Genomic DNA, 20205 nt, shown 5'->3' with positions numbered 1-20205 from the left:
ATGCCGAGGCGAGGACGAAACGAGGACGGCGTCGGGAACCCTAGGGGCACGGCGAAAGAGGGGGAATGCCGGGGCGACCCGGTGGCGGGCGCGTCGTTGGGGGTCGCGCCCTCCACCGGGCCGTAGTCGGCCAAGGCGCCGGGATCGTCGTGGGCCGGGCGGTGGTGGGCCGGGCGGTCGATCGGGGGCATGATCGCACCATGACTTCCCCCCGCCGCGAGGGCGACACGTGGGACCTGGCGTCCAGTGTGGGCGCGACCGCGACCATGGCCGCGATGACCCGGGCGATCGCGACCCGCGCCGACGACGCGCTCATCGACGACCCGTTCGCCGAACCGCTCGTCCGCGCGGTCGGCATCGACCTGCTCACACAGCTGGCGACCGGCGAAGTGCCCCCGGGCGACCTGGTCGGCCGGGCGGCGATCGACGGCGCCAAGGTCCGCACCCGGTTCTACGACGAGTTCTTCCTCGACGCCGGCCTCGCGCAGGTGGTGATCCTGGCTTCGGGACTGGATTCCCGCGCGTACCGGTTGCCGTGGCCGGCCGGGACGGTGGTGTACGAGCTGGACCAGCCCGAGGTGGTCGAGTTCAAGACGCGCACGCTGGCCGGGCTGGGAGCGGAGCCGACCGCGGAACGGCGGGTGGTGGCGGCCGACCTGCGCGACGACTGGCCGGCCGCATTGCGCGCGGCCGGGTTCGATCCGGCGCGGCCGACGGCGTGGAGCGCGGAAGGCCTGCTGGGGTACCTGCCGCCCGAGGCGCAGGACCGCTTGCTGGACACCATCACCGAGCTGAGCGCGCCGGGCAGCCGGGTGGCCACCGAGAGCCGGCCCAACCCGCGCCCGGGCGAGGAGGACCGGACGAAGCAGAGCTTGAACCGCATCTCGGAACTGTTCCGGTCGAAGGACTTCGACGCGGACATGGCCAAGCTGCGGTACTTCGGCGACCGCAACGAGGCGGCGCCCTACTTGGCCGGGCTGGGCTGGGAGGTGGCGGGCCGCACGGTTCGCGAGCTGTTCGCGGCGCACGGCCTGCCGCCGCTCGAGGAGGACGATTTGCGGATGGCCGAGGTGCGCTACATACGCGGCACCTTGGGCGCGGCTGAGGGGTAGCCGGGCACCCGCTTGGGCCTCGCCGGACGTTGAGCGCCCACCGCCTCCCCGCCAGGTCTCCGTGGCCGCGTCAGCGGAAGCGGGTCACCAGCTCGCCGAGGCCGTCGATGCGGCTGGTCAGCACGTCGTCCGCGGTGAGGTAGCGCGGCGGCGTCCGGCGGTTGCCCACCCCCGCCGGAGTCCCGGTGAAGATCAGGTCCCCCGGCAAGAGCGGGCACACCGCCGACAGCCGCGCCACCAGCTCCGGCACGCCGAAGATCATGTCCGCCACCGACGCCTTCTGCACCACTTCGTCGTTCAGCAAGCACGTGATCGAGGCGTCCGGAGCAAGCTCGGTGACCAGGTGCGGACCGGTGGGCCCGAACCCGGGGAACGACTTCGCCAGCGAGAACTGCGGTGGCTTCCCCAGCGCCTGCACCCGCCGCTCCGACAAATCCTGGCCGACCAGGTACCCCGCGACGTGCGAAAGAGCCTGCTCCGAGCGAATCCGGTGACCGCCGCGGCCGATCACCGCCACCAGCTCGACCTCCCAGTCGACGCGGTCGCCGGGCAGCTCGACCGGCTCGTGCGGCCCCGCGACGCACGTCGGGAACTTGGTGAACACCAGCGGGTCCGCCGGCGGCGAGAAGCCGGCTTCGGCCGCGTGCGGCGGGTAGTTGAGCGCCACCGCGAAGACCTGCCGGGGCCGCGGCACGGGCGGCCCCAGCAGCAAGGGGTCATACGGGCTGCCGGACGCGGGCACCGACCGCGCCCACGCCGTGAACCTCGGCCAGTCCGCCAGGACGTCCATCGGGTCCGGGCCGAAACCACCCGCCTCGAAGACGTCCAGCGCGCGGTCCCCGAAGATCAAGGCGGCGCGGCCGTCCAGGTTCGCCAGGCGCATCACTCCGTCCACGGTGCGCCGTACGCGTCTTCCCACGAGACGACCCGGTTGCGCAGCACCCCGAGCTTCTCGATCTCGGCCTCGACCACGTCCCCGGGCTTCAGGTAGTACGCGAACGGGTCGTCGGTGCTCGCGGCGACCCCGGCCACCGTGCCCGTCGTGATCAGGTCGCCCGCGCTGTAGACCTGCGGCGAGTGGTAGGCCACCAGCTCCGGGATCGTCACGGACATGCGCGAGGTGTTCGACTTCTGCCGCACCTGGCCGTTCACCCGCAGCTCCATGTCCAGGTCGTGCGGGTCGCCGACCTCGTCCGCGGTGACGATGTACGGGCCGATCGGGCAGAACGTGTCGATCGCCTTGGAGAACGAGAACACCCCGGACGCCATCTCGCGGCGCTGGATGTCGCGGGCGGTGATGTCGTTGAACACCAGGTACCCGGCGATGTGCTCGGCCGCCTGCTCCGCGGTGAAGAACTTGCCGGGCTTCCCGATCACGACGGCCATTTCGAGCTCGTAGTCCAGCTCGTTCGTCAGGTGTGACGGGTACACGACCGGGTCGCCGGGGCCGATGATCGCGTCGACGTTCTGGAAGAACACGATGCCCTTGTTGACCGGATGCGACCAGTTGACGCGGGCGAGATCGTCGTGGTGCTCGCGGAAGTTCCCGGCCGTGTGGAAGAACTTCTTCGGCACGATCGGGGCGCGCAGGCGCACTTCGGACGCGCGGAAGCGGCGCCCGGTCTCGGGCACGCTCCCGCCGCGTTCGAAGAACTCGCGCGCCGAGGCGGTGTCGAGTTCCAGGACGAGGTCGTCGGCGAGGCGGCCGACCAGGCCGTCGTCGAAGGTCACGAGCTTCACGGCTGCTCCACGGGGACGGTGACTCGGAAGACGCGCAGCTGCAGGGCCAGCGTCGCGTAGTAGCCCACCAGGGTGGTCAGCTCGACGGCCACGCGGTTGCCAATGGTTGGCACGGTCTCGGCGTAAGTCACGTCGTCGACGTCCCCCTCCAGCAGGGCGTCCACGAACCGCAGCGCCGCCGCTTCGACGTCGGAGAGGTCGTCGGGCACCGTCCCCGCCGCGAGCTGGGCGTCCGTCACGCCGGCGGCGCGCGCGGCGGGCTCGTGCGCGTACCGCTCGAACGCGCAGTCCCACCGCGCCGCCACGGCCAGGATCGCCAGCTCCCGCACGCGATCGCCGAGCGCGGTCTCGTACCGCACGGCCGCACCGAGCCGCTGCAGGGCCTGCCCGGCCGACGGGGCGAAGAGCATCGCGTTGAACGGCCCGGTCAGCACGCCCGCGGCGTCGGTGAGCGGGAACGGCCCGCCCGCGCGGGGGCCGCCGGCGATGGCGTCGTAAAGCGCGCGCTGGTCGTCACTCAAGGAAGCCGGGGTCAGCCCGGGCAGTCTCGTCATGCCCCGATCCCAGCAGCGCCGCACGCGGGCGCGAGCCGGTCTGCCATTGAATGGAACAGCCGTTCCCGCTGAACGGACCCCGCGCCTAGCGTCGCCGGGACGTCGGGAGCGAGGAGCGGGAGTGGACTGGCTGGGTCTGCGGGGCAAGGGCGCGCTGGTGGCCGGCGCGGGCGGGATCGGCGCCGCGGCCGCGCTCGCGCTCGCCGAAGCGGGTGCGGACGTGGTCGTCGCCGACGTCGACGCCGAGCGGCTCGGCGACCTGGCGCGGAAGGGACTTCGCACGCTGGAAGCCGACCTCACCGACGCCGACGGCGCCCGCGAGTGCGTCACCCGCGCCGACGAGCTGCTGGGCCGGCTGGACGTGTTCGTCCACGCGGTCGGCGTCAACGACCGGCGGCCGGTCCTCGACACGCCCGACGACGTCTGGCGCCGGATCATCTCGGTGAACGCCGGCAGCGCGTTCCGGACCGGCAAGGCGGCGGGCGAGCTGATGGTCGCCCGCGGGTACGGCCGGATCGTCTACCTGTCCTCGGTGTCCGGCCTGCTCGCCCACCCGCACCACGCGCCCTACGCGGCCAGCAAGGGCGCGGTCGACCAGCTGTGCCGGGTGATGGCCCGCGAGTGGGCCGCCTCCGGTGTCACGGTCAACGCCGTCGCGCCCGGCTACACCGAGACCGGCCTGACCCACGACCACCTCGAAAAGCCCGGCGTCCGCGCCGGCCTCACCGCGTTGGTGCCGGCCGGGCGGCTGGGCACCCCGGCCGACCTGACCGGCCCGATCCTGTTCCTCTGCTCCGACCAAGCCGCCTTCGTCACGGGACACGTCCTGTACGCCGACGGCGGCCGCACCCTCGTCTGAAGGAGTCCTTCGTGCGCTTCACCGGCAAGACCGTCCTCGTCACCGGCGCCGGCACCGGGTTCGGTGCCGAGATCGCCGTCCGCGCCGCCCGCGAGGGCGCCGACGTCGTGGTGCACTACCGCGGCTCGCGCGCGGGCGCCGAGCGCACCGCCGCGCGCGTCGAAGAGCTGGGGCGCAAGGCGTTCCTCGTCCAGGCGGACATCTCGGAGCACGCGCAGATCCGGCGGATGGCCGACGAGGCGTGGACCCACTTCGGCCGCGTCGACGTGGCGATCAACAACGTCGGCGACGTCGCCCGCGACCAGATGTCGTGGCGGGACCTGACCGAGGAGTCGGTCGACCACGTCCTCGCCGTCGACATCAAGGGCACGCTGCTGTGCACGCACGAGTTCGGCGACCGGATGCTCGCCCAGGGCGGCGGCGCGATCGTGAACATCGGCTCGACCGTCGTCGCGCGCGGCAGCGCCCGCGCTCCGCAGTACGCGGCGGCGAAGGCCGGGATCATCGGCCTGACCAAGTCGTACGCGCACGCCTTCGCCCCCACCGTGCGGGTGAACGTCTTCGCGCCCGGCTTCATCGAGACCGAAGCCACGCTCGGCCGCGAGGACTGGCGCACCGGCCGTGCGGAGAAACTCCGGGACGCGACCCCGATGGGCCGCATCCCGAAGCCCGAGGAGCTGGCCGGGACCGCGTTGTTCCTCGCCACCGAGGACGCCGGGCACATCACCGGCGGTTTCCTGGTCGCCGACGGCGGCTACACCATGCTCGGCGCATGACTTCGGCAAGGAGGACGGAGATGGCACCCAGAGTCGTGTTCACCGGCGGCCGGGTCTTCGACGGCTCGGGCTCGCCCGCCGTCCCGGCCGACGTCGTGGTCCGCGGCGACCGCATCGAGAGCGTCCGGCCCGGCGGCGGCACGGAAACCGGGCCGGACGACCGCGTGGTCGACTGCCGCGGCGCCACCGTCATGCCCGGTCTGGTCGAGTCGCACTGCCACCTGACGTTCCCCTCGGCCGTGGGCCACCTCGACCCGTCGTTCAACCCGCCGATCGACGTCGGCTTCTTCCACCGCATGCCGAGCCCGGACGAGCACCTGGCGATCGCCGAGCGCAACGCCCGGATCCTGCTCGACCACGGCTTCACCAGCGCCTACTCGGCCGGCTCGCTGACGCCGGTGCCCACCGAGGTGCGGCTGCGCGACCGGATCGCCGCCGGCCTGGCCGCCGGGCCCCGGATGCGGGCGGCGTCGTTCGAACGGGACAACAACCCGGTCCGGCTGGGCCCGGACGGCCCGGCCCCGCAGGAAACCGGCCCGGACGCCGTCCGCGCGTTCGTGCGGGAGCAGGCCGAACTCGGGTTCGACAGCGTGAAGCTGCTGATGAGCAACGACGACGTCTTCTTCGAAGGCGGCTCGATGGTCACCCAGTACAGCGCCGAGGAGGCGAACGCGGCCGGCGAGCAGGCGCGCGAGTCCGGCGTGTGGCTCAACTGCCACGCCCAGTCGCCCGAGTCGATCAAGCTGGCCGTGCGGGCCGGGTTCCGCTCGATCTACCACTGCTCCTACGCCGACTCCGAAGCCATCGATCTCCTCGAGGAGCACAAGGACTCGATCTTCCTCTCCCCCGCCGTCGGCATCATGTGGGCCAACGTCCACGAAGGCGCGGAGTTCGGCATCGACGCGGCGATGGCCGAGAAGATGGGCTCGGTGAAGTCCCTGGCGGCGATGGAGCAGCTGTACCCGGAGCTGCGCAAGCGCGGCCTGCGGGTGCTGCCCGGCGGCGACTACGGGTTCCCGAACAACCCCATCGGGCGCAACGCGCGCGACCTGGAGCTGTTCGTCCGGCTCTTCGGCTACTCCCCCGCCGAAGCGTTGCGGGCGACGACGTTCCACGGTGGACAGGTGATGGACCTGCCGGTCGGGCTGCTCACCGAGGGCTACTTCGCCGACGTCCTCGTCGTCCGCGGCGACCCGACGTCGGACGTCACGCTGCTGCAGGACCCGGCCAACCTGGCCGTCATCATGCAGGGCGGGCGGTTCCACCAGGCGAGCGCGTGATCTACCGCGAGGTGCCGGGGTTCCGTCCGCTGGAACTGGACCTGACCCCGGCGGACGACCCGGTCGCGACGATCGTGTACCTGCACGGCGGCGGCTGGCGGCGCGGCTCCCGGCGCACGCCGCTACCCGGGTTCGAGCACCTGGCCGAAGAGCTGGCGGCGCAGGGGTTCCGCGTCGCCGCGGCCGACTACCGGCTCAGCGGGGAAGCGATCTTCCCGGCACCGTTGGAGGACGTCCGGGCGGCGATCGAGTTCGTCCGGGACGACAGGCCACTGGTCGTCTGGGGCGAATCGGCGGGCGCGCACCTCGGCCTGCTGGCGGCGCTCACCGGGTCCACAGTGGACGCCGTGGTGGCGTGGTTCCCGCCGACCGACCTGCTCGGCCTGGCCGGCGACGTTTCCCGCGAAGCGGCCTTGCTGGGGGCAGCGCCGGAGTCGGTGCCGGACCTCGCGCGCGAGGCGAGCCCGCTGACGCACGCCCACGCCGGCGCACCGCCGGTCCTGCTGATGCACGGTGCGGAAGACGACCTGGTGCCGGCCTCGCAGAGCGTCCGGCTGGCCGAGGCGCTGCGGGACGCGGGCGCGCCGGTGGAGCTGCACCTGGTGCCCGGCGCCCGCCACCGCTGGACGGGCGCCGATCCCGCGGCCGTCGTGGCCACCTCCGTCAAGTTCCTGCGCGCCGCACTGAGCCGCTGACGTACCCGAGCGGGAACAGCGGGTCCGCGGTGCCGCCCGGCCGGTCCTCCGGGTGGGCCTCGACGGCGGCCATGGACGACGGCAGTTCGATCGGCAGCCGCCCTTCGGCGGTGGCGTGTCCGAAGACGACGTCGAGGACGGCGTCGTCGGCCGCGCCGAAGTCGGCCAGCAACGCGGCGGCGTGCTCGGCGAGTTCGGGGACGACGGCCGCCCGGTCCAGGAAGACGTCGACGACCGTCGGAACGGTGGCCATGAGGGCGCGCAGGTGGTCGCTCGCCTGCCGGGGCAGGTCGAGCCGGCCCTGGTGGAAGAACGCCTCCGGGAGCCGAGGTCTCGGCTCGTACGGCGTGCCGATCCGGACGACCGCGGCGTCCGCCGCGGCCGGTGAATCCACAATGGACGCATAGCGCGCGGCGACGGTGGGGTTGATTCCCTCGACGTAGAGCCGGATCCCGGGTTCCAGCGGAAGCGATCCGGTGAGCAGCAACATCGACCGGCGTTGCGCGCCGGCTCCGGCGGCGGCGAAGTCGGCCCGGCCGACGGTGGCGACCGCGTGCCTCTCGTCGATGTACGGGTTCTCGAACAACCCGAGCCGGAACATCAGCGCCAGCACGCGGCCGGCCGACTCGTCGAGTCGCGTTTCCGGCAGCCGGCCCGTCTCGACGAGGCCGACGACGACGTCCGGGCACCACTCGCCGCCGAACTGGTCGACGCCCGCGTCGAGCAGCCGCAGCACGCGCCCGGCGACGTCGAGGTCCTCCGCGCCCCACGCGCGGGCGGGCCACACCGAGCCGCCGGGCAGCACCACGTCGGTCAGCAGCCCGAAGTCGGTGCACACCAGGCCGTCGAAGCCCTCGTCGCGCCGCAGCTGCCCGGCGATCACCTTCCGGTCGAACGCGAACCCGACCCCGGCGAGCCCGGGCACGCCGACCGGGCGGCCGTAGTACGGCATCACCGCGGCCGCGCCGGCCCGCAGCGCCGGGCGGAAGACGGCGCGGTGCTCGTCGTACCGCCCGTCGGGGTAGACCTGGTCCTTGCCGGACGCGAAGTGCGCGTCCTCGCCGCCGGCCTGCGGGCCCGCGCCCGGCCAGTGTTTGACCATCGCCGCGACCGAGCCCGGTCCGAGTTCGTTGCCCTGAAGGCCTTCGACGTACGCGGCGGCCAGCCGCGCGACGACGTCCGGGTCGGCGCCGAACGTGCCCGAGGTGCGGCACCACCGCGGTTCGGTCGCCAGGTCGGCCATCGGGTGCAGCGCCAGCCGGATCCCGACCGCCGCGTACTCGGCGCGGACGACTCCGGCGAAGGCCCGCACCGCGTCTTCGTCGGCGAGCGCGCCGAATCCGAGCGGTTCGGGCCAGCGCGAACAACCGCCCGACGGCACCGACGTCAGCGGGTTGTCGTTGGCCGAGTGCCGCGGGTCCGACGAAACGAGCACCGGGATGCCCAGCCGGCTTCGGGCCGCGAGCCGCTGGACTTCGTTGTGCCAGCGGGACAACGGGCCGGCCGAGACCGGCGCCATCAGCGACAGGCAGCGGAGGTGGTTGTCCCGCAGGACTTCCGTCGTCGGCGCGGTGGGCAGCGGTCCGGCCGGGTCCTCGACGAACCCGCCGTCCGGGCGCACCGCCACCGGGGCGTGGAAGAGGAGCCCGGCCTTCTCCGGCAGGGTCATCCGGGCGAGGAGGTCGTCGACGCGCTCGCCGACCGGGCGCGCCGGGTCCTGGTAGGGGAACATGCGGCCGAGCATGCCGACCGGTCCGGGCCGCGCCCATCGACGTGCCATTCAATGGCAGATCAGTGCGCGCCCAGCTCCCGCGAGATGCCCCGCGCCGCCGTCTGCACCGCCAGCCCCAGGTGCCGCGGCTGCGCCACCCGCTTCGGCACCAGCACCCCCAGCACGCCCGCCGGCACGTCGCCCCGGCCGAAGATCGGCGCGGCCACCGACACGATCGCCACGGTCTCGTCCTGGCGGCGGAAGATCGCGAGCCGTTCGCGCCGGACCTCCGCCAGCGTGCGGCGCAGCTTGTCGGCGGGGATCAGGCGGTTGTCCGGCTCGCTGTAGACCGGCTTGGCCAGCAGTTCCTCCTGGACCTCCCGGGGCGCGAACGCCAGCAGTGCCAGGCCGACGCCGGTGGAGTGCAGCGGCAGCCGCCCGCCGGTGCGGTAGTCGACCGGGGCGGCCTGGTGCCCGGAGAGCCGCTCGACCAGCAGGGCCTGCATGCCGTCGCGGACCGCGAGCTGGACGTGCTGGTGGGTGACCTCGGCGAGATCGTTCATGAACGGCAGCGCGACCTGCCGCAGCCCGTGCCCGCGCGGGGCGAGCGTCGCCACCTCCAGCAGGCGCAGGCCGACGCAGAAGCGGCCGGCGTCGTCGCGTTCGAGCGCGCCCCACTCGCGCAGGCGGTTGGCCAGCCGCAGCGCCGAGCTCGGCGGCATCTCGCAGCGGCGGCTCAGCTCCGCCAGCGAGAGCGTCCGGTGCTCGGCGTCGAACGCGGCCAGCAGCGCCAGCGCGCGGTCGACGACCGGCTCGCCGTGCGCCGGCCGACGGCCGCGCTTTCCATTGGTTGGCACAACCGGTGACCGTACCCGAAGCCGCTGGTCATCCTTCCGGGCAACCGCGGCGAAAGGTGCCCGACGATGAGCGCTTCCCTCGAAACCACTTCGGCCAGACCCGATCCGGCCGTTCCCCGCCGGGGATTCCTGCTGTTCCTCGGCCTCGCGGCGGTCGGCGCCGCGATGGCGAACCTGGTCCCGGCCGTGCTGACCCTGTCCCTCAAGACCACCGAGCTCGACGCCGCCCGCGCGACCACCACGGTCTCGGTGGTCACCGGCGTCGGCGCGCTGGCGTCCCTGGTGGCGTTCCCGCTGCTGGGGCGGCTCAGTGATCGCACGACCAGCCGCCTGGGCCGGCGCCGGCCGTTCCTCCTGCTGGGCGCGGCGTTGTTCGCCGCCGGCGCCGTCGTGATGCTCGTGGCCGGGAGCACGCCGCTGCTGACGCTGTCCGCGGTCGCGACGTTCACCGGGTTCAGCTCGGTGACGGTCGCGTGCACGGCGGTGCCGGCCGACCAGGTCCCGCCGCACCGGCGCGGGCCGGCGTCCGCGGTGCTCGGGCTGAGCCTGCCGCTGGGTGCCGTCCTCGGCCTGTTCGTGGCCCAGCTGGTCGCCCCGGACCTGGCGGCGATGATCCTCCTGCCGGCCGGGGCGGCGATCGCGGGCACGTTGCTGCTGTTCGCGTTCCTGACGGACACGCCGATCGCGGAGCGTCCGCCGTTCGACGCGCGCGAGCTGCTGCGGACGTTCTGGGTGAGCCCGCGCCGCCGTCCCGACTTCGCGTGGGCGTGGGCGAGCCGGCTGCTGGTGTTCCTCGGCGTGGCGGCGATCCAGGCGTACCAGACGTTCTACCTGATCCTGGTGCTGCACTTCCCGCCGAGCGGCGTGGCGAGCGCGGTGTTCCTGTCCACTTTGGTCCTGACGGCCGCGGCGGTGGTCTTCGCGCCGATCGCGGGCAAGCTGTCCGACCGGGTCCGCCGCCGCAAACCGTTCGTGGTCGCGGCCGCGCTGATCTTCGCGGCCGGCCTGGTGCTGGCGGCGTTCGCCCACTCGTTCCCGGCGTTCCTGATCGCGGTCGGCGTCGTCGGGCTGGGACAGGGGGTGTACCTGAGCGTCGACATCGCGCTCGTCACCCAGCTGGTGCCCGACCCGGCGAACCCGGCCAAGGACCTGGGCTTGATGAACATCGCGAACACCTTGCCGAGTTCCCTGGTGCCGGCGGTCGCCCCGGCGATCCTGGCGCTGGGAGCGACCACGGAAGCTCCGCAGAACTTCGCGGCGCTGTTCGTCTTCGGGGCGGTCGCGGGGCTGCTCGGTGCCGTGCTGATCCTGCCCATCCGCCAGGTCGCCTGATGCGGTCAGTCCGCGCCGAACGCCCGCAGGAACGTGTCGACGATGACGTCGGCCGCCTGCGCGTCGCCCAGCCCGGGAAGCTCCTTTGTGGACAGGTGCACCAGCTGACCGAGCACGTTGCCGGGCCAGCGGGCGGGCACGTCCGGCCGGAGGAACCCCTCGTCGGTGGCGCGCTGGAGGAACGCGTCCACCTCGTCGATCGCGCGCAGGCGCCGGGCCCAGATCTCCGGGTCCGAGCGCATGCGGCTGACCTCCGTCGGCCACTTGCGGTTGACCCCGACGATCTCCTCGACGTACCGGTGCAGGGCGACCGGCACCGGCGCCTCGCGGAGGCGGGCCGCTTCGATCGCCGCCTCGATCGCGTCCAGCCGGGCCTGGTACACCGCCGTCAGCAGCTCTTCGCGGCCGGTGAAGCGCCGGTAGACGGTCCGGCGGTCCACGCCGGCCTCCGCCGCGATCGCCGCGATGCTCGTGGCCGGATCGTCGGCGAGCATGCGGGCGCCCGTCGTCAGCAGCAGTTCCAGGTTGCGCGCGGCGTCGGCTCTCACGTCCCCAACCTACCCTTCGGTGTCCCTTTCCCGGGCGTAACCGTCACCCGGCTGAGGCCGCTCAGCGTTCCTCGGGCGGGAAGTCGGCCGCCCGGCTCGCCTCGGCCCACCGCTCGGTCTCGGCGGCCCGCTCCTCGCCGGCCTTCAGCGCGGCCACGACGGCGTCGCCACCGAGGACGAGCCGCCGCGGCGGGTCGTCCGAGCCGACCGCGTCGACGACGACCTTCGCGCCGCGGGCCGGGTCGCCCGGCTGGTTGCCGTCGTGCTCGTCCCGGTAGCGGTGGATGGCGCCCACGGTCTCCTCGTAGTCGGCGCCCACGGCGTGCCGGGTCATCGAGGAGCCCTGCCAGTCGGTCCGGAACGCCCCGGGCTCGACGATGATCACCTTCACGCCGAAGGGGGCCGTCTCGCTCGCGAGCACCTCGGAAAAGCCTTCCACCGCGAACTTCGCGGTCTGGTAGGCACCCATCCCGGGCGTGCCGCCGACGCGGCCGCCGATCGAGGAGAACTGCACGAAGGTTCCCGACCGCTGCGCCCGGAAGACGGGCAGCGCGGCGCGCGTGACGTTCACGACGCCGAAGAGGTTGGTCTCGATCTGGGCGCGGAAGTCGTCCTCGGGCATCTCTTCGATGGGCGCGCTGTTGGCGTAGCCGGCGTTGTTGACGACGACGTCGAGCCGGCCGAAGGCGTCGGTGGCCTCCTTGACGGCGCCTACCGCCGCGCCGGCGTCGGTGACGTCGAGGGCGAAGGGGCGGATGCGGTCGCCGTGCCGGGCGACGAGGTCGTCCAGTTGCTTGGGCTGCCGCGCGGTGGCGAGGACGGAGTCGCCGGCCGCCAAGACCGCTTCCGTGAGGCTGCGGCCGAAGCCCCGGGATGCTCCGGTGATCAACCAGGTCCTGCTCATCGTCGTGCTCCTGTCGTTTAAGTGCGTCATCGTTGTGTCAATTAGAGCACTTAGTGACACATGGTGCGACTCGATGTGACCACCGCGACAGCTCGCCGAAGGGGCGACACCCGAGTCCGAAGTGGACAGTCACTGCGGAAAGCTGACGAAACCCTTACCGCCGCCCCACAATCCGCGATCCGGTCACGGACGTCACTACCGTCGGCCCAGTGCCCACCCTGCTCCTCGCCGGCCTGCTCGCCGGGATCGTCACCAGCGTCTCGCCGTGCGTCCTCCCGGTCCTGCCCGTCGTGCTGACCGCCGGCGCGCGGCGCCCGTGGGCGGTCGTCGGCGGGCTCGTCACCAGCTTCAGCCTCGCCACCCTCTTCGGGTCCCTCCTCCTCGACGCACTCCACCTGCCCACCGGCCTGCTGCGGACCGCGGGCATCGCCGCGCTCGTCCTGCTGGGCATCGGGCTGCTCGTCCCGCGCGCCGGCGAACTGCTCGAACGGCCCTTCGCCCGGCTCCGCGGCCGGGCCGCCGCCGACGGCCGCGGTGGGTTCGTCACCGGCCTGGCGCTGGGACTCGTGTACGTCCCGTGCGCGGGACCCGTCCTGGCCACCATCGCCGTGGTCGGGGCGACCGGCCACATCGGGTTCGGCAGCCTGCTGCTGACCGCCGCCTTCGGGGTCGGCTCCGGCATCCCGCTGCTCGTCCTGGCCATCTCGGGCGGCGCGCTGGCCCGCCGGGCGCGGTTCCTGCGGACGCACGCGCGGAGCCTGCGCGTCGCGACCGGTGCCGCGCTGGTGCTGGTCGCCGCCGTCACCGCGTTCGACCTCGCCGCACCGCTGCAGCGCACCGTGCCCGACTACACCGCCGCCGCCCAGCGGGCCGTCGGCACCGACCAGCTCGACCAGCTCACCCACGCCCCGGAGTTCGCCGGCATCACCACCTGGCTCAACACCCCCGGCGGGCAACCCGTCTCGCTCAAGGCCTTGCGCGGCAAGGTCGTCGTCGTCAGTTTCTGGACCTACAGCTGCATCAACTGCCAACGCGCCCTGCCCCACCTCGAGCAGTGGTCCGGCACCTACCGCGACGCCGGCCTCGAGGTGATCGGCGTCCACACGCCCGAGTTCGCGTTCGAGCACGACCCGGGCAACGTCGCCGACCAAGCCAAGGCACTCGGCGTCCGCTACCCCGTCGCCGTCGACAACGACTACGCCACCTGGAACGCCTACCACAACCACTACTGGCCCGCCGCGTACCTCATCGACGCGACCGGTCAGGTCCGCGGGACGAGCAACGGCGAAGGCGGCTACGCGGAGTTCGAACAGCAGATCCGCACCGCGCTCACCGACGCCGGGACGACCCGGCTCCCGCCGCCCACCGACGTCCCCGACACGACACCGACCACCTCGCTGACCCCGGAGACCTACCTCGGCGCCGAGCACGCTCCCCTGGCCACCACCGGCACCCGGGTCGCCACCGGCCGAACCCGCGGCTACACCTTCCCCGCCGCCCTCGACGCCGACACCTTCGCCCTGGACGGCACCTGGACCTCCGACACCGACAACCTGACCGCGGGACCGGCCGCCCGGCTGCGGCTGGACTTCCACGCCACGTCCGTCCACTGGGTACTCGGCGGGACCGGAACGGTGACGGTGGACGGCACGAGGACGATCACGGTCGCCGGCCCGCCGACGCTGTACACCGTGCTGGACGGCCATTCCGGCCGCGGCGAGCTGACGTTCTCGGTCAGCCCGGGCGTGCGGGCCTACTCCTTCACGTTCGGCTGACGCGGCCGGCGCCGGCAGCTGCCACACCGTCCTTCCCGCGGCGACGGCGTCCTCGGCGAACCGGTCCAGCAGTGTCGGCTTGCCGATCCCGGCGGGTCCGGGCACGACAGCACTTCGCGGCGGCGGCGGTTCAGCATGGCCGCGAAGTCGGTGGCCTTCGCGTCACTGTGCACCGCCTCACACGTGCGCTCCTTGTCGACAGTAAGTGCTACATTGATGTGGCATATCGAGCACGACCCAGGAGGCAGCAGTGATCACCCACAACCAGCTCTTCATCGGCGGCGAGTGGACCACCCCGAGCAGCGCCGAGCTGCTGGACATCGTTTCCCCGCACGACAACGCGGTCATCGGCCGCGCCGCGCAGGCACTGCCCGCCGACGTCGACCGCGCCGTCGCGGCGGCCCGGAAGGCCTTCGACGAAGGCCCGTGGCCGCACACCACCCCCGCGGAGCGGATCGCCGTCCTCCGCCGGCTGGCCGCCCTCCGCGAGAAGCGCGCGGACGAGATCGCCGCGCTCATCTCCGCGGAGAACGGCTCGGCGCTGTGGTTCACCAAGGCCGGCCAGCCCGGCCTTGGCCGGCAGGCCACCGCCTACCTGAAGGCGGCCGCGGAGTTCGACTGGGAGAAGACCCTCGAGCCGTCGGACCCGGCGCTGCCGTTCCGGTCGGTCGTGCGCCGGGAGGCGATCGGCGTGGTCGCCGCGATCATCCCGTGGAACTCGCCGTTCTCCTCGGCCATGGCCAAGATCATCCCCGCGCTGCTCGCCGGCAACAGCGTCGTCCTCAAGGTCTCGCCCGAGAACACGCTGAGCATGAGCCTGCTCGCCGACCTGCTGGTGGAGACCGGGCTGCCCGACGGCGTCATCAGTGTCCTGCCCGCGGACCGCGAAACGAGCGAGTACCTCGTCAAGCACCCGGACGTCGACAAGATCGCCTTCACCGGTTCGACCCGCGCCGGGCGCCGCATCGCGTCGCTGGCCGGGGAGCAGCTCAAGCGGGTCAGCCTCGAACTGGGCGGCAAGTCGGCCGCGATCATCCTGCCCGACGCCGACGTCGACGCGGCGGTCCAGGGCCTCAAGTTCGGCTCCCTGCTCAACAACGCCGAGTCCTGCATCGCCCAGACCCGCATCCTGGCGCCGCGCAGCCGCTACGAAGAGGTCGTCGCCGGGCTGAAGAAGCTCATCGAATCCCTCGGTGTCGGCGACCCGGCCGACGACGCGACCTTCATCGGCCCGATGATCCGCCGCGACCAGCAGCAGCGTGTCCTCGACTACATCCGCCTCGGCATCGCCGAGGGCGCGCGGCTCGTCACCGGGGGCCCGGAGGTCCCGGCGGGGCTGGAAAAGGGCAACTACGTCACGCCGACGCTCTTCGCCGACGTCGACAACGGGATGCGCATCGCCCAGGAGGAGATCTTCGGCCCGGTCCTGGTCGTCATCGCCTACGACGACGAGGACGACGCCGTCCGCATCGCCAACGACTCCGAGTACGGCCTCTCCGGCGGGGTGTGGTCGGCGGACCCGGCGCACGCGCTGGCCGTCGCGCGCCGCGTGCGGACCGGCACCGTCACCGTCAACGGCGCGCCGATCGGCTTCGACGGCCCGTTCGGCGGGTTCAAGGCCAGCGGCCTCGGCCGCGAATACGGCGCCGTCGGCCTCGGCACCTACACCGAGTACCAGACCATCACGATCCCGGAAGCGAACGACCGATGACCCTCGACGTCCCCGTCAGACCCGCGGTGCGCCCGGCGATGGCGGCGCTGATCCTCGCCGTCCTGCTGGCCGCGCTGGACCAGACCATCGTTGCCACGGCCCTGCCGAAGATCGCCGCCGACCTCGGCGGGTTCCGCGACATCGCCTGGATCACCGCCTCCTACCTGCTGGCCTCGACCGCCGCCACCCCGCTGTGGGGCAAGCTCGGCGACATGCTCGGGCGCAAGCGCCTGTACCTCGTCGCCGCGACGGCGTTCGTGGTCGCGTCCGCGCTCTGCGGGCTGGCCCAGGACCTCCCCCAGCTGATCGCCGCCCGCGCCGTCCAGGGCCTGGCCGGCGGCGGGATGATCGTGTGTGTGTTCGCGCTCGTCGGCGACATCGTCGAACCCGCGGACCGCGGGCGCTACCAGGGCCGGTTCGGCTCGGTGTACGGCGTCGCCAGCATCGCCGGCCCGCTGCTCGGCGGGCTGTTCACCGACCACCTGTCGTGGCGGTGGGCGTTCTTGGTCAACGTGCCCGTCGGGCTGGTCGCGGTCGTCCTCGCGGCCCGCGCCCTGCCGGCCCCGGTCCGCAAGCCCGCGGCGCGCGTCGACTACCTCGGCGCGCTGCTGCTGGCCGGCGCGGCCACCGCGCTGGTGCTGATCACCTCGTTCGGGCCGCGCTGGGGCTGGACGTCGCCGGGCACCCTGGCGCTCGCGGCCGCGGCGGTCGGGCTCGCCGTGCTGGTGATCCCGGTCGAACGCCGGGCCGCCGCACCCGTGCTGCCGCTGTCGATGTTCGCTTCCCGCACGGTCGTCCTCGCCTCGCTCGTCGGGTTCGTCGCCAACGTCGCGATGTTCAGCGTGCTGGTGTACCTGCCGACGTACCTGCAGGTCGCCGACGGGGTGTCGGCCACGCTTTCGGGCGTGCACATGCTGCCGCTGGTGCTCGGGCTGGTCGTCAGCCAGTCACTAGCCGGCCGGTGGGTCGCGAACCCGGCGCGGCTGCGGGTGGTCCTGGTGACCGGCATGGCGCTGAACGTCGCCGGGCTGCTGCTGCTGAGCACCTTGGCGCCGGGCACGGCCCAGCTCGCGCTGGTCGTCTACTTCCTCGTCGCAGGCGTCGGTATCGGCATGGTCCCGATGGTGGCGCTGACGGCGGCGCAGAACGCGGTGCCGGCGGCCGACATCGGCGCGGCGAGCGCGGTGGTCACCTTCGCCCGCTCGATCGGCGCCGCGTTCGGGGTGGCGGTCTTCGGCAGCCTGCTCGGCGAGGACGTCGCGCACACGATCGGCGCGGCGTTCCTGGCGATCACCCCGGTGGTCGTGCTCGGGACCGTCCTCGCCGGGCTGCTGCGCCGTCAGCCGCTGACCTCCGCGAACATGCCGGCCTCGTAGGAACCGCCCTTCTGGTGCACGATCACCGCGAGCCGGTTGGCGGCGTTGATCAGGGCGACCAGCGCGACGAGGGCGGCGACCTGCTCGTCGTCGTAGTGCTCGCGCACCCGGGCCCAGGTCGCGTCGGAGACGCCGTCGTGGTGGTCGGCGAGCCGGGTGCCCTCCTCGGCCAGCGCGAGCGCGGCCCGCTCGGCTTCGGTGAACACGGTCGATTCCCGCCAGGCGGCGACGAGGTGCAGCCGGACCGAGGTCTCCCCGGCGGCCGCGGCTTCCTTGGTGTGCATGTCGATGCACCAGCCGCACCCGTTGATCTGGCTGGCCCGCAGGCTCACCAGCTCCTGGGTGGACTTCGGCAGCGGCGACCGCGCGACCACCTGCCCGAGGTTCGCGAACCGCTTGCCGAGCCGGGCGCCGGTTTCGGTGGTGAACAGGTCGATGCGGGGTTCCATGGCTTCGTCCTCACTCGTGTCGTAGCGGGTGAACGACCTCAAGACACCGGGTGCGCGGACCCTGTGACAGCCCATCGTCGTGACGGGCGTCACCACCACCAAACCGGCGTGGCTCGGCGCCATGGCCCTCTTCGCCGGAACCCAGCCGCAGGGTTTCTTCCGCGAAGGCGTCGCCGGCACGGCCGACCGCTGGGTGTGCTCCTCTACGAGCAAATGGGGTTCAAGCACGCCGAGAACCGGTCGCTGTTCACCACGTGAACCGCGGCCACGAGCCGGGTCTCGCCCGCCGCCGGAGCCGGTGGAGGACCACGGCGACGGCCGCGCCGAGCACCACGCCGCCGTAGACGTCGCTGGGCCAGTGGACCCGCGTGCGCAGCCGGCCGTAGCACACGACCGCCGCGAGCGGGGTCACCCACAGCCCGGTCGCCGGCCGCTCCACCGCGACCGCTGTCGCGAAGGCGGCCGAGGTCACGGCGTGTTTCGAGGGGAACGAAGGGGACGACGGCGTCTCGGGCAGGGCTCGCCGGGCCGGCAGGTCCCGGGCCCGCGGCCGGTGGCGGCCGACCAGCCGGGCGAGCGCGCGTGGCTCGCCGCCATCCCGCCGGCCGCGGCGAGCAGGCCCCGGCGGGCGGCCTGCCCCTGCCCGGCACGGGCGAGGACCACGGCGACCCCCAGCCAGAGCAGCCCGCCGCGCGCCGCCGTCGTGACCACAATGGTCGCCCGATGTGGCGGGGACGTCGACAGTTCGTTCTCGTCCAGGACATCGTGGCCCTCGGTCTCGGCGGCGCGCGGCATGCTCAGTGGTTCCCACCGCGCCCGGCGCCCAATCCCCTGCGTTCGGCCCGCCGGCAGAAGCCGGCCGAGGCTCACGTCACCGGGTTCTCCACCAGGTAGACCTCCGGCGACGGCGCGCCGCACGTGATCGGCAGCTCGCCCGCGTTGCCGTCGAACGCGATCGCCGCCGCGGCCGAGCCGAGGGACACCGCCACACTGCTCGCGCCGGGGTCCGGCCGGAACGGCCCCGCCGACAGCGTGCCCGTGGTGGGCAGCGGGAGGACGATGTCGCGGTCCCGCACCAGCGGCGTCGGCGGGATCGGCACGTTCGCCGCCACGTTCTGCACCGCCGGCGTGCCGCCGCGCACCACCAGGTTCAGCTCCGTGACCCGGCCGGAGAAGCTGCCCGAGAACCCCTTGTCGAGGAGCTTGTTCACGGTCGCCTTCGGAATCGTCAGCGCGCCGGAGGCGTCGGTGAAGGACATCGAGCCGGTGCGCGGCACCGTGAGCGGGATGGTGCCGCCGACCGCGATGCCCGCGTCGAGCTGCTCACCCCCGAACGAGCACCGGTACGGCGCGTTGATGATGCCGTTCAGGTACCCGGGCGCGACGGGCGGGAAGTTCAGCGGCGCGCCGTGGACGAGCGAGACCGGCTGCCCGGCGGGGCCGCCGACGGCGATCGTCAGCAGGGCGTTGCCCGCGGTCGGCTTGCACGTGGCGTCGACCTTGAGCTGCAGGCCCCAGGACGCCTTGAGCGTGACGTGCGCCACCGCCTGCTCGAACTTCAGCGTCACCGTGCCGTTTGGGGGCGCGGTGTACGGGCCGACGTCGAAAGTGCCCTGCAGCGGCAGCCCCACCGTGAGCGGCTCACCGGGCTTGATGACGATGTCCTTGATGGTCTGCGGGTTCTCGGTGACGTTGATGCTCGGCGGCGTCGCGTTGGCCGCGCCGATGGACAGCTCCGACACCGCGGCGTCGGCGCGGTCGATGCCGACCGTGCCGGCGAGCCCGGTCAGCCAGGTCGGGAACGTGATGGCACCCGATCCCTGGGACAGGTAGAACTGCTGGCCGGGGCCCAGGCTGGTGGCGACTACGCCTTGGACGTCGACGCTGGTGCCGAGGTCGAAGACCTTGGTGCCACCGAGGTCCGGCAGCGTGATCGCGCAGCTGATGGGCAGGTCGAAGCGGCCGGTGTCGACACCGACGGCGGGCACGTCCGCCGGCGCGAGCGCCTCGGCGGGTGGCACCACCGTGGTCAGCAAGGCGGCGGAAAGAGCGGCGAGGACAGCGATCCGCCGCAGCGGACGTCCGAACATGGCTTGCCTCCGGCGAAAGCGGTTACGAGGACGGCCCATGGGACACCCGAAGGTAGCGGCGACCGGTGTCCAGATCCAGAGGAAGTCGTTGGCGCGCAAGGTTTTCGTCACGGCCGGACGAACCGGCGGTGGCGTCATGCTCACCGGTGGGCGGCTCGCGGGTGTGAACCCGGTCGCAGGGGACGTGGGCACGATCGGCTGACAGAACGGGCATTCCGAGGGGTTCGCGATCTTCCCGCCGCCACCGCTTGTTAACTTCACCTGTGGTCGCCAGGCCGGAGGAGGGGAAGAAGCACCCGTGAGCAACCCGTTGATCGCGCAGACGCAGGATTCGACGAAGGCGTATTCGGGCATCTCCCTGCTGGAGTCGGCGAACGACCTGAAGTCCGCGATCGAAAGCGGCGACTGGGCGTCGGTCGCGCTCGGCGCCGTCGGC

At 72.9% G+C, this 20205-nt stretch carries 20 protein-coding genes; 9 read left to right on the top strand and 11 right to left on the bottom strand.

Translation table 11 applies throughout. The annotated features are described in order from the left end of the window. The first annotated feature begins 200 nt into the window (after positions 1 to 200). Positions 201 to 1112: a class I SAM-dependent methyltransferase gene (locus ABFJ78_RS09175; RefSeq protein WP_436385447.1), complete on the top strand. Its 912-nt coding sequence runs from the start codon at positions 201 to 203 to the stop codon at positions 1110 to 1112. A gap of 70 nt (positions 1113 to 1182) precedes the next feature. Here ABFJ78_RS09175 and ABFJ78_RS09170 read toward each other — a convergent pair whose 3' ends face one another. From ABFJ78_RS09170 to ABFJ78_RS09160, 3 genes are read right to left on the bottom strand one after another with little or no spacing between them, the layout of a single operon-like run. Then, a complete protein-coding gene (locus ABFJ78_RS09170; protein WP_436385446.1) occupies positions 1183 to 1995 on the bottom strand; it encodes a fumarylacetoacetate hydrolase family protein in 813 nt (270 codons plus the stop codon). Continuing rightward, positions 1995 to 2852: a fumarylacetoacetate hydrolase family protein gene (locus ABFJ78_RS09165; RefSeq protein WP_436385445.1), complete on the bottom strand. Its 858-nt coding sequence runs from the start codon at positions 2850 to 2852 to the stop codon at positions 1995 to 1997. The genes ABFJ78_RS09170 and ABFJ78_RS09165 overlap by 1 nt, the downstream gene beginning before the upstream one ends. Then, positions 2849 to 3406: a carboxymuconolactone decarboxylase family protein gene (locus ABFJ78_RS09160; RefSeq protein ID WP_436385444.1), complete on the bottom strand. Its 558-nt coding sequence runs from the start codon at positions 3404 to 3406 to the stop codon at positions 2849 to 2851. The genes ABFJ78_RS09165 and ABFJ78_RS09160 overlap by 4 nt, the downstream gene beginning before the upstream one ends. 121 nt (positions 3407 to 3527) lie before the next feature. Here ABFJ78_RS09160 and ABFJ78_RS09155 point away from each other — a divergent pair, with 121 nt between their 5' ends. The 4 genes from ABFJ78_RS09155 to ABFJ78_RS09140 are packed head-to-tail and all read left to right on the top strand — an operon-like array spanning position 3528 to position 7016. Continuing rightward, positions 3528 to 4265, top strand: a complete 738-nt coding sequence (locus tag ABFJ78_RS09155) for an SDR family NAD(P)-dependent oxidoreductase (RefSeq protein ID WP_436385443.1) — start codon at positions 3528 to 3530, stop codon at positions 4263 to 4265. A gap of 11 nt (positions 4266 to 4276) precedes the next feature. Then, positions 4277 to 5041: an SDR family NAD(P)-dependent oxidoreductase gene (locus ABFJ78_RS09150; protein ID WP_436385442.1), complete on the top strand. Its 765-nt coding sequence runs from the start codon at positions 4277 to 4279 to the stop codon at positions 5039 to 5041. 20 nt (positions 5042 to 5061) lie between these two features. Continuing rightward, positions 5062 to 6321: an amidohydrolase family protein gene (locus ABFJ78_RS09145; RefSeq protein ID WP_436385441.1), complete on the top strand. Its 1260-nt coding sequence runs from the start codon at positions 5062 to 5064 to the stop codon at positions 6319 to 6321. Beyond that, positions 6318 to 7016, top strand: coding sequence for an alpha/beta hydrolase fold domain-containing protein (locus ABFJ78_RS09140; protein ID WP_436385440.1), 699 nt, complete (start codon positions 6318 to 6320; stop codon positions 7014 to 7016). Before ABFJ78_RS09145 ends, ABFJ78_RS09140 begins: the two co-directional genes overlap by 4 nt. Here the strand turns inward: ABFJ78_RS09140 and ABFJ78_RS09135 are convergent. After that, entirely contained in the window at positions 6985 to 8748 is a 1764-nt protein-coding gene (locus tag ABFJ78_RS09135; protein WP_436385439.1) for a glycoside hydrolase family 3 protein, read from the bottom strand. The two genes, ABFJ78_RS09140 and ABFJ78_RS09135, sit on opposite strands and share 32 nt — an antisense overlap. Before the next feature lie 59 nt (positions 8749 to 8807). Beyond that, positions 8808 to 9584, bottom strand: a complete 777-nt coding sequence (locus ABFJ78_RS09130) for an IclR family transcriptional regulator (protein ID WP_436385438.1) — start codon at positions 9582 to 9584, stop codon at positions 8808 to 8810. Positions 9585 to 9650: 66 nt separating this feature from the next. On the opposite strand from ABFJ78_RS09130, the gene ABFJ78_RS09125 reads away from it, so the two are divergent. Next, complete coding sequence (locus ABFJ78_RS09125) at positions 9651 to 10916, top strand: MFS transporter (protein ID WP_436385437.1); 1266 nt, start codon at positions 9651 to 9653, stop codon at positions 10914 to 10916. A gap of 5 nt (positions 10917 to 10921) precedes the next feature. On the opposite strand, the gene ABFJ78_RS09120 is transcribed toward ABFJ78_RS09125, so the two are convergent. Next, positions 10922 to 11464, bottom strand: coding sequence for a TetR/AcrR family transcriptional regulator (locus tag ABFJ78_RS09120; RefSeq protein WP_436385436.1), 543 nt, complete (start codon positions 11462 to 11464; stop codon positions 10922 to 10924). Positions 11465 to 11525: 61 nt separating this feature from the next. Beyond that, the gene (locus ABFJ78_RS09115) at positions 11526 to 12368 is read right to left on the bottom strand and encodes an oxidoreductase (RefSeq protein ID WP_436385435.1); all 843 of its coding nucleotides are present in this window, start codon (positions 12366 to 12368) and stop codon (positions 11526 to 11528) included. A gap of 209 nt (positions 12369 to 12577) precedes the next feature. Between ABFJ78_RS09115 and ABFJ78_RS09110 the strand changes: the two genes are divergently transcribed. The 3 genes from ABFJ78_RS09110 (at position 12578) to ABFJ78_RS09100 (ending at position 17230) form a co-directional block, all read left to right on the top strand. Further along, complete coding sequence (locus ABFJ78_RS09110) at positions 12578 to 14143, top strand: cytochrome c biogenesis protein DipZ (RefSeq protein ID WP_436385434.1); 1566 nt, start codon at positions 12578 to 12580, stop codon at positions 14141 to 14143. A 250-nt stretch (positions 14144 to 14393) separates the two neighbouring features. Beyond that, the gene (locus ABFJ78_RS09105; protein WP_436385433.1) at positions 14394 to 15854 is read left to right on the top strand and encodes an aldehyde dehydrogenase; all 1461 of its coding nucleotides are present in this window, start codon (positions 14394 to 14396) and stop codon (positions 15852 to 15854) included. Then, positions 15851 to 17230 (top strand): MDR family MFS transporter, encoded by a 1380-nt coding sequence (locus tag ABFJ78_RS09100; RefSeq protein WP_436385432.1) that lies wholly within the window; start codon positions 15851 to 15853, stop codon positions 17228 to 17230. The genes ABFJ78_RS09105 and ABFJ78_RS09100 overlap by 4 nt, the downstream gene beginning before the upstream one ends. Here the strand turns inward: ABFJ78_RS09100 and ABFJ78_RS09095 are convergent. The 4 genes from ABFJ78_RS09095 to ABFJ78_RS09080 all read right to left on the bottom strand — a co-directional run bounded on the left by ABFJ78_RS09095 (position 17194) and on the right by ABFJ78_RS09080 (position 19769). Beyond that, the gene (locus ABFJ78_RS09095; protein ID WP_436385431.1) at positions 17194 to 17679 is read right to left on the bottom strand and encodes a carboxymuconolactone decarboxylase family protein; all 486 of its coding nucleotides are present in this window, start codon (positions 17677 to 17679) and stop codon (positions 17194 to 17196) included. The two genes, ABFJ78_RS09100 and ABFJ78_RS09095, sit on opposite strands and share 37 nt — an antisense overlap. 247 nt (positions 17680 to 17926) lie before the next feature. Then, positions 17927 to 18196 (bottom strand): phosphatase PAP2 family protein, encoded by a 270-nt coding sequence (locus ABFJ78_RS09090; RefSeq protein ID WP_436386738.1) that lies wholly within the window; start codon positions 18194 to 18196, stop codon positions 17927 to 17929. After that, positions 18148 to 18474: a hypothetical protein gene (locus ABFJ78_RS09085; RefSeq protein ID WP_436386798.1), complete on the bottom strand. Its 327-nt coding sequence runs from the start codon at positions 18472 to 18474 to the stop codon at positions 18148 to 18150. Before ABFJ78_RS09085 ends, ABFJ78_RS09090 begins: the two co-directional genes overlap by 49 nt. Before the next feature lie 71 nt (positions 18475 to 18545). After that, complete coding sequence (locus ABFJ78_RS09080) at positions 18546 to 19769, bottom strand: hypothetical protein (protein WP_436385430.1); 1224 nt, start codon at positions 19767 to 19769, stop codon at positions 18546 to 18548. Between the last annotated feature and the right edge of the window lie 436 nt (positions 19770 to 20205).

Origin of the sequence: Amycolatopsis sp. MEPSY49, assembly GCF_051337345.1 — a bacterium.
GTDB lineage: Bacteria > Actinomycetota > Actinomycetes > Mycobacteriales > Pseudonocardiaceae > Amycolatopsis.
Note: the sequence above shows the minus strand (reverse complement) of the source record. Positions and strands in the feature narration are given on the sequence as shown.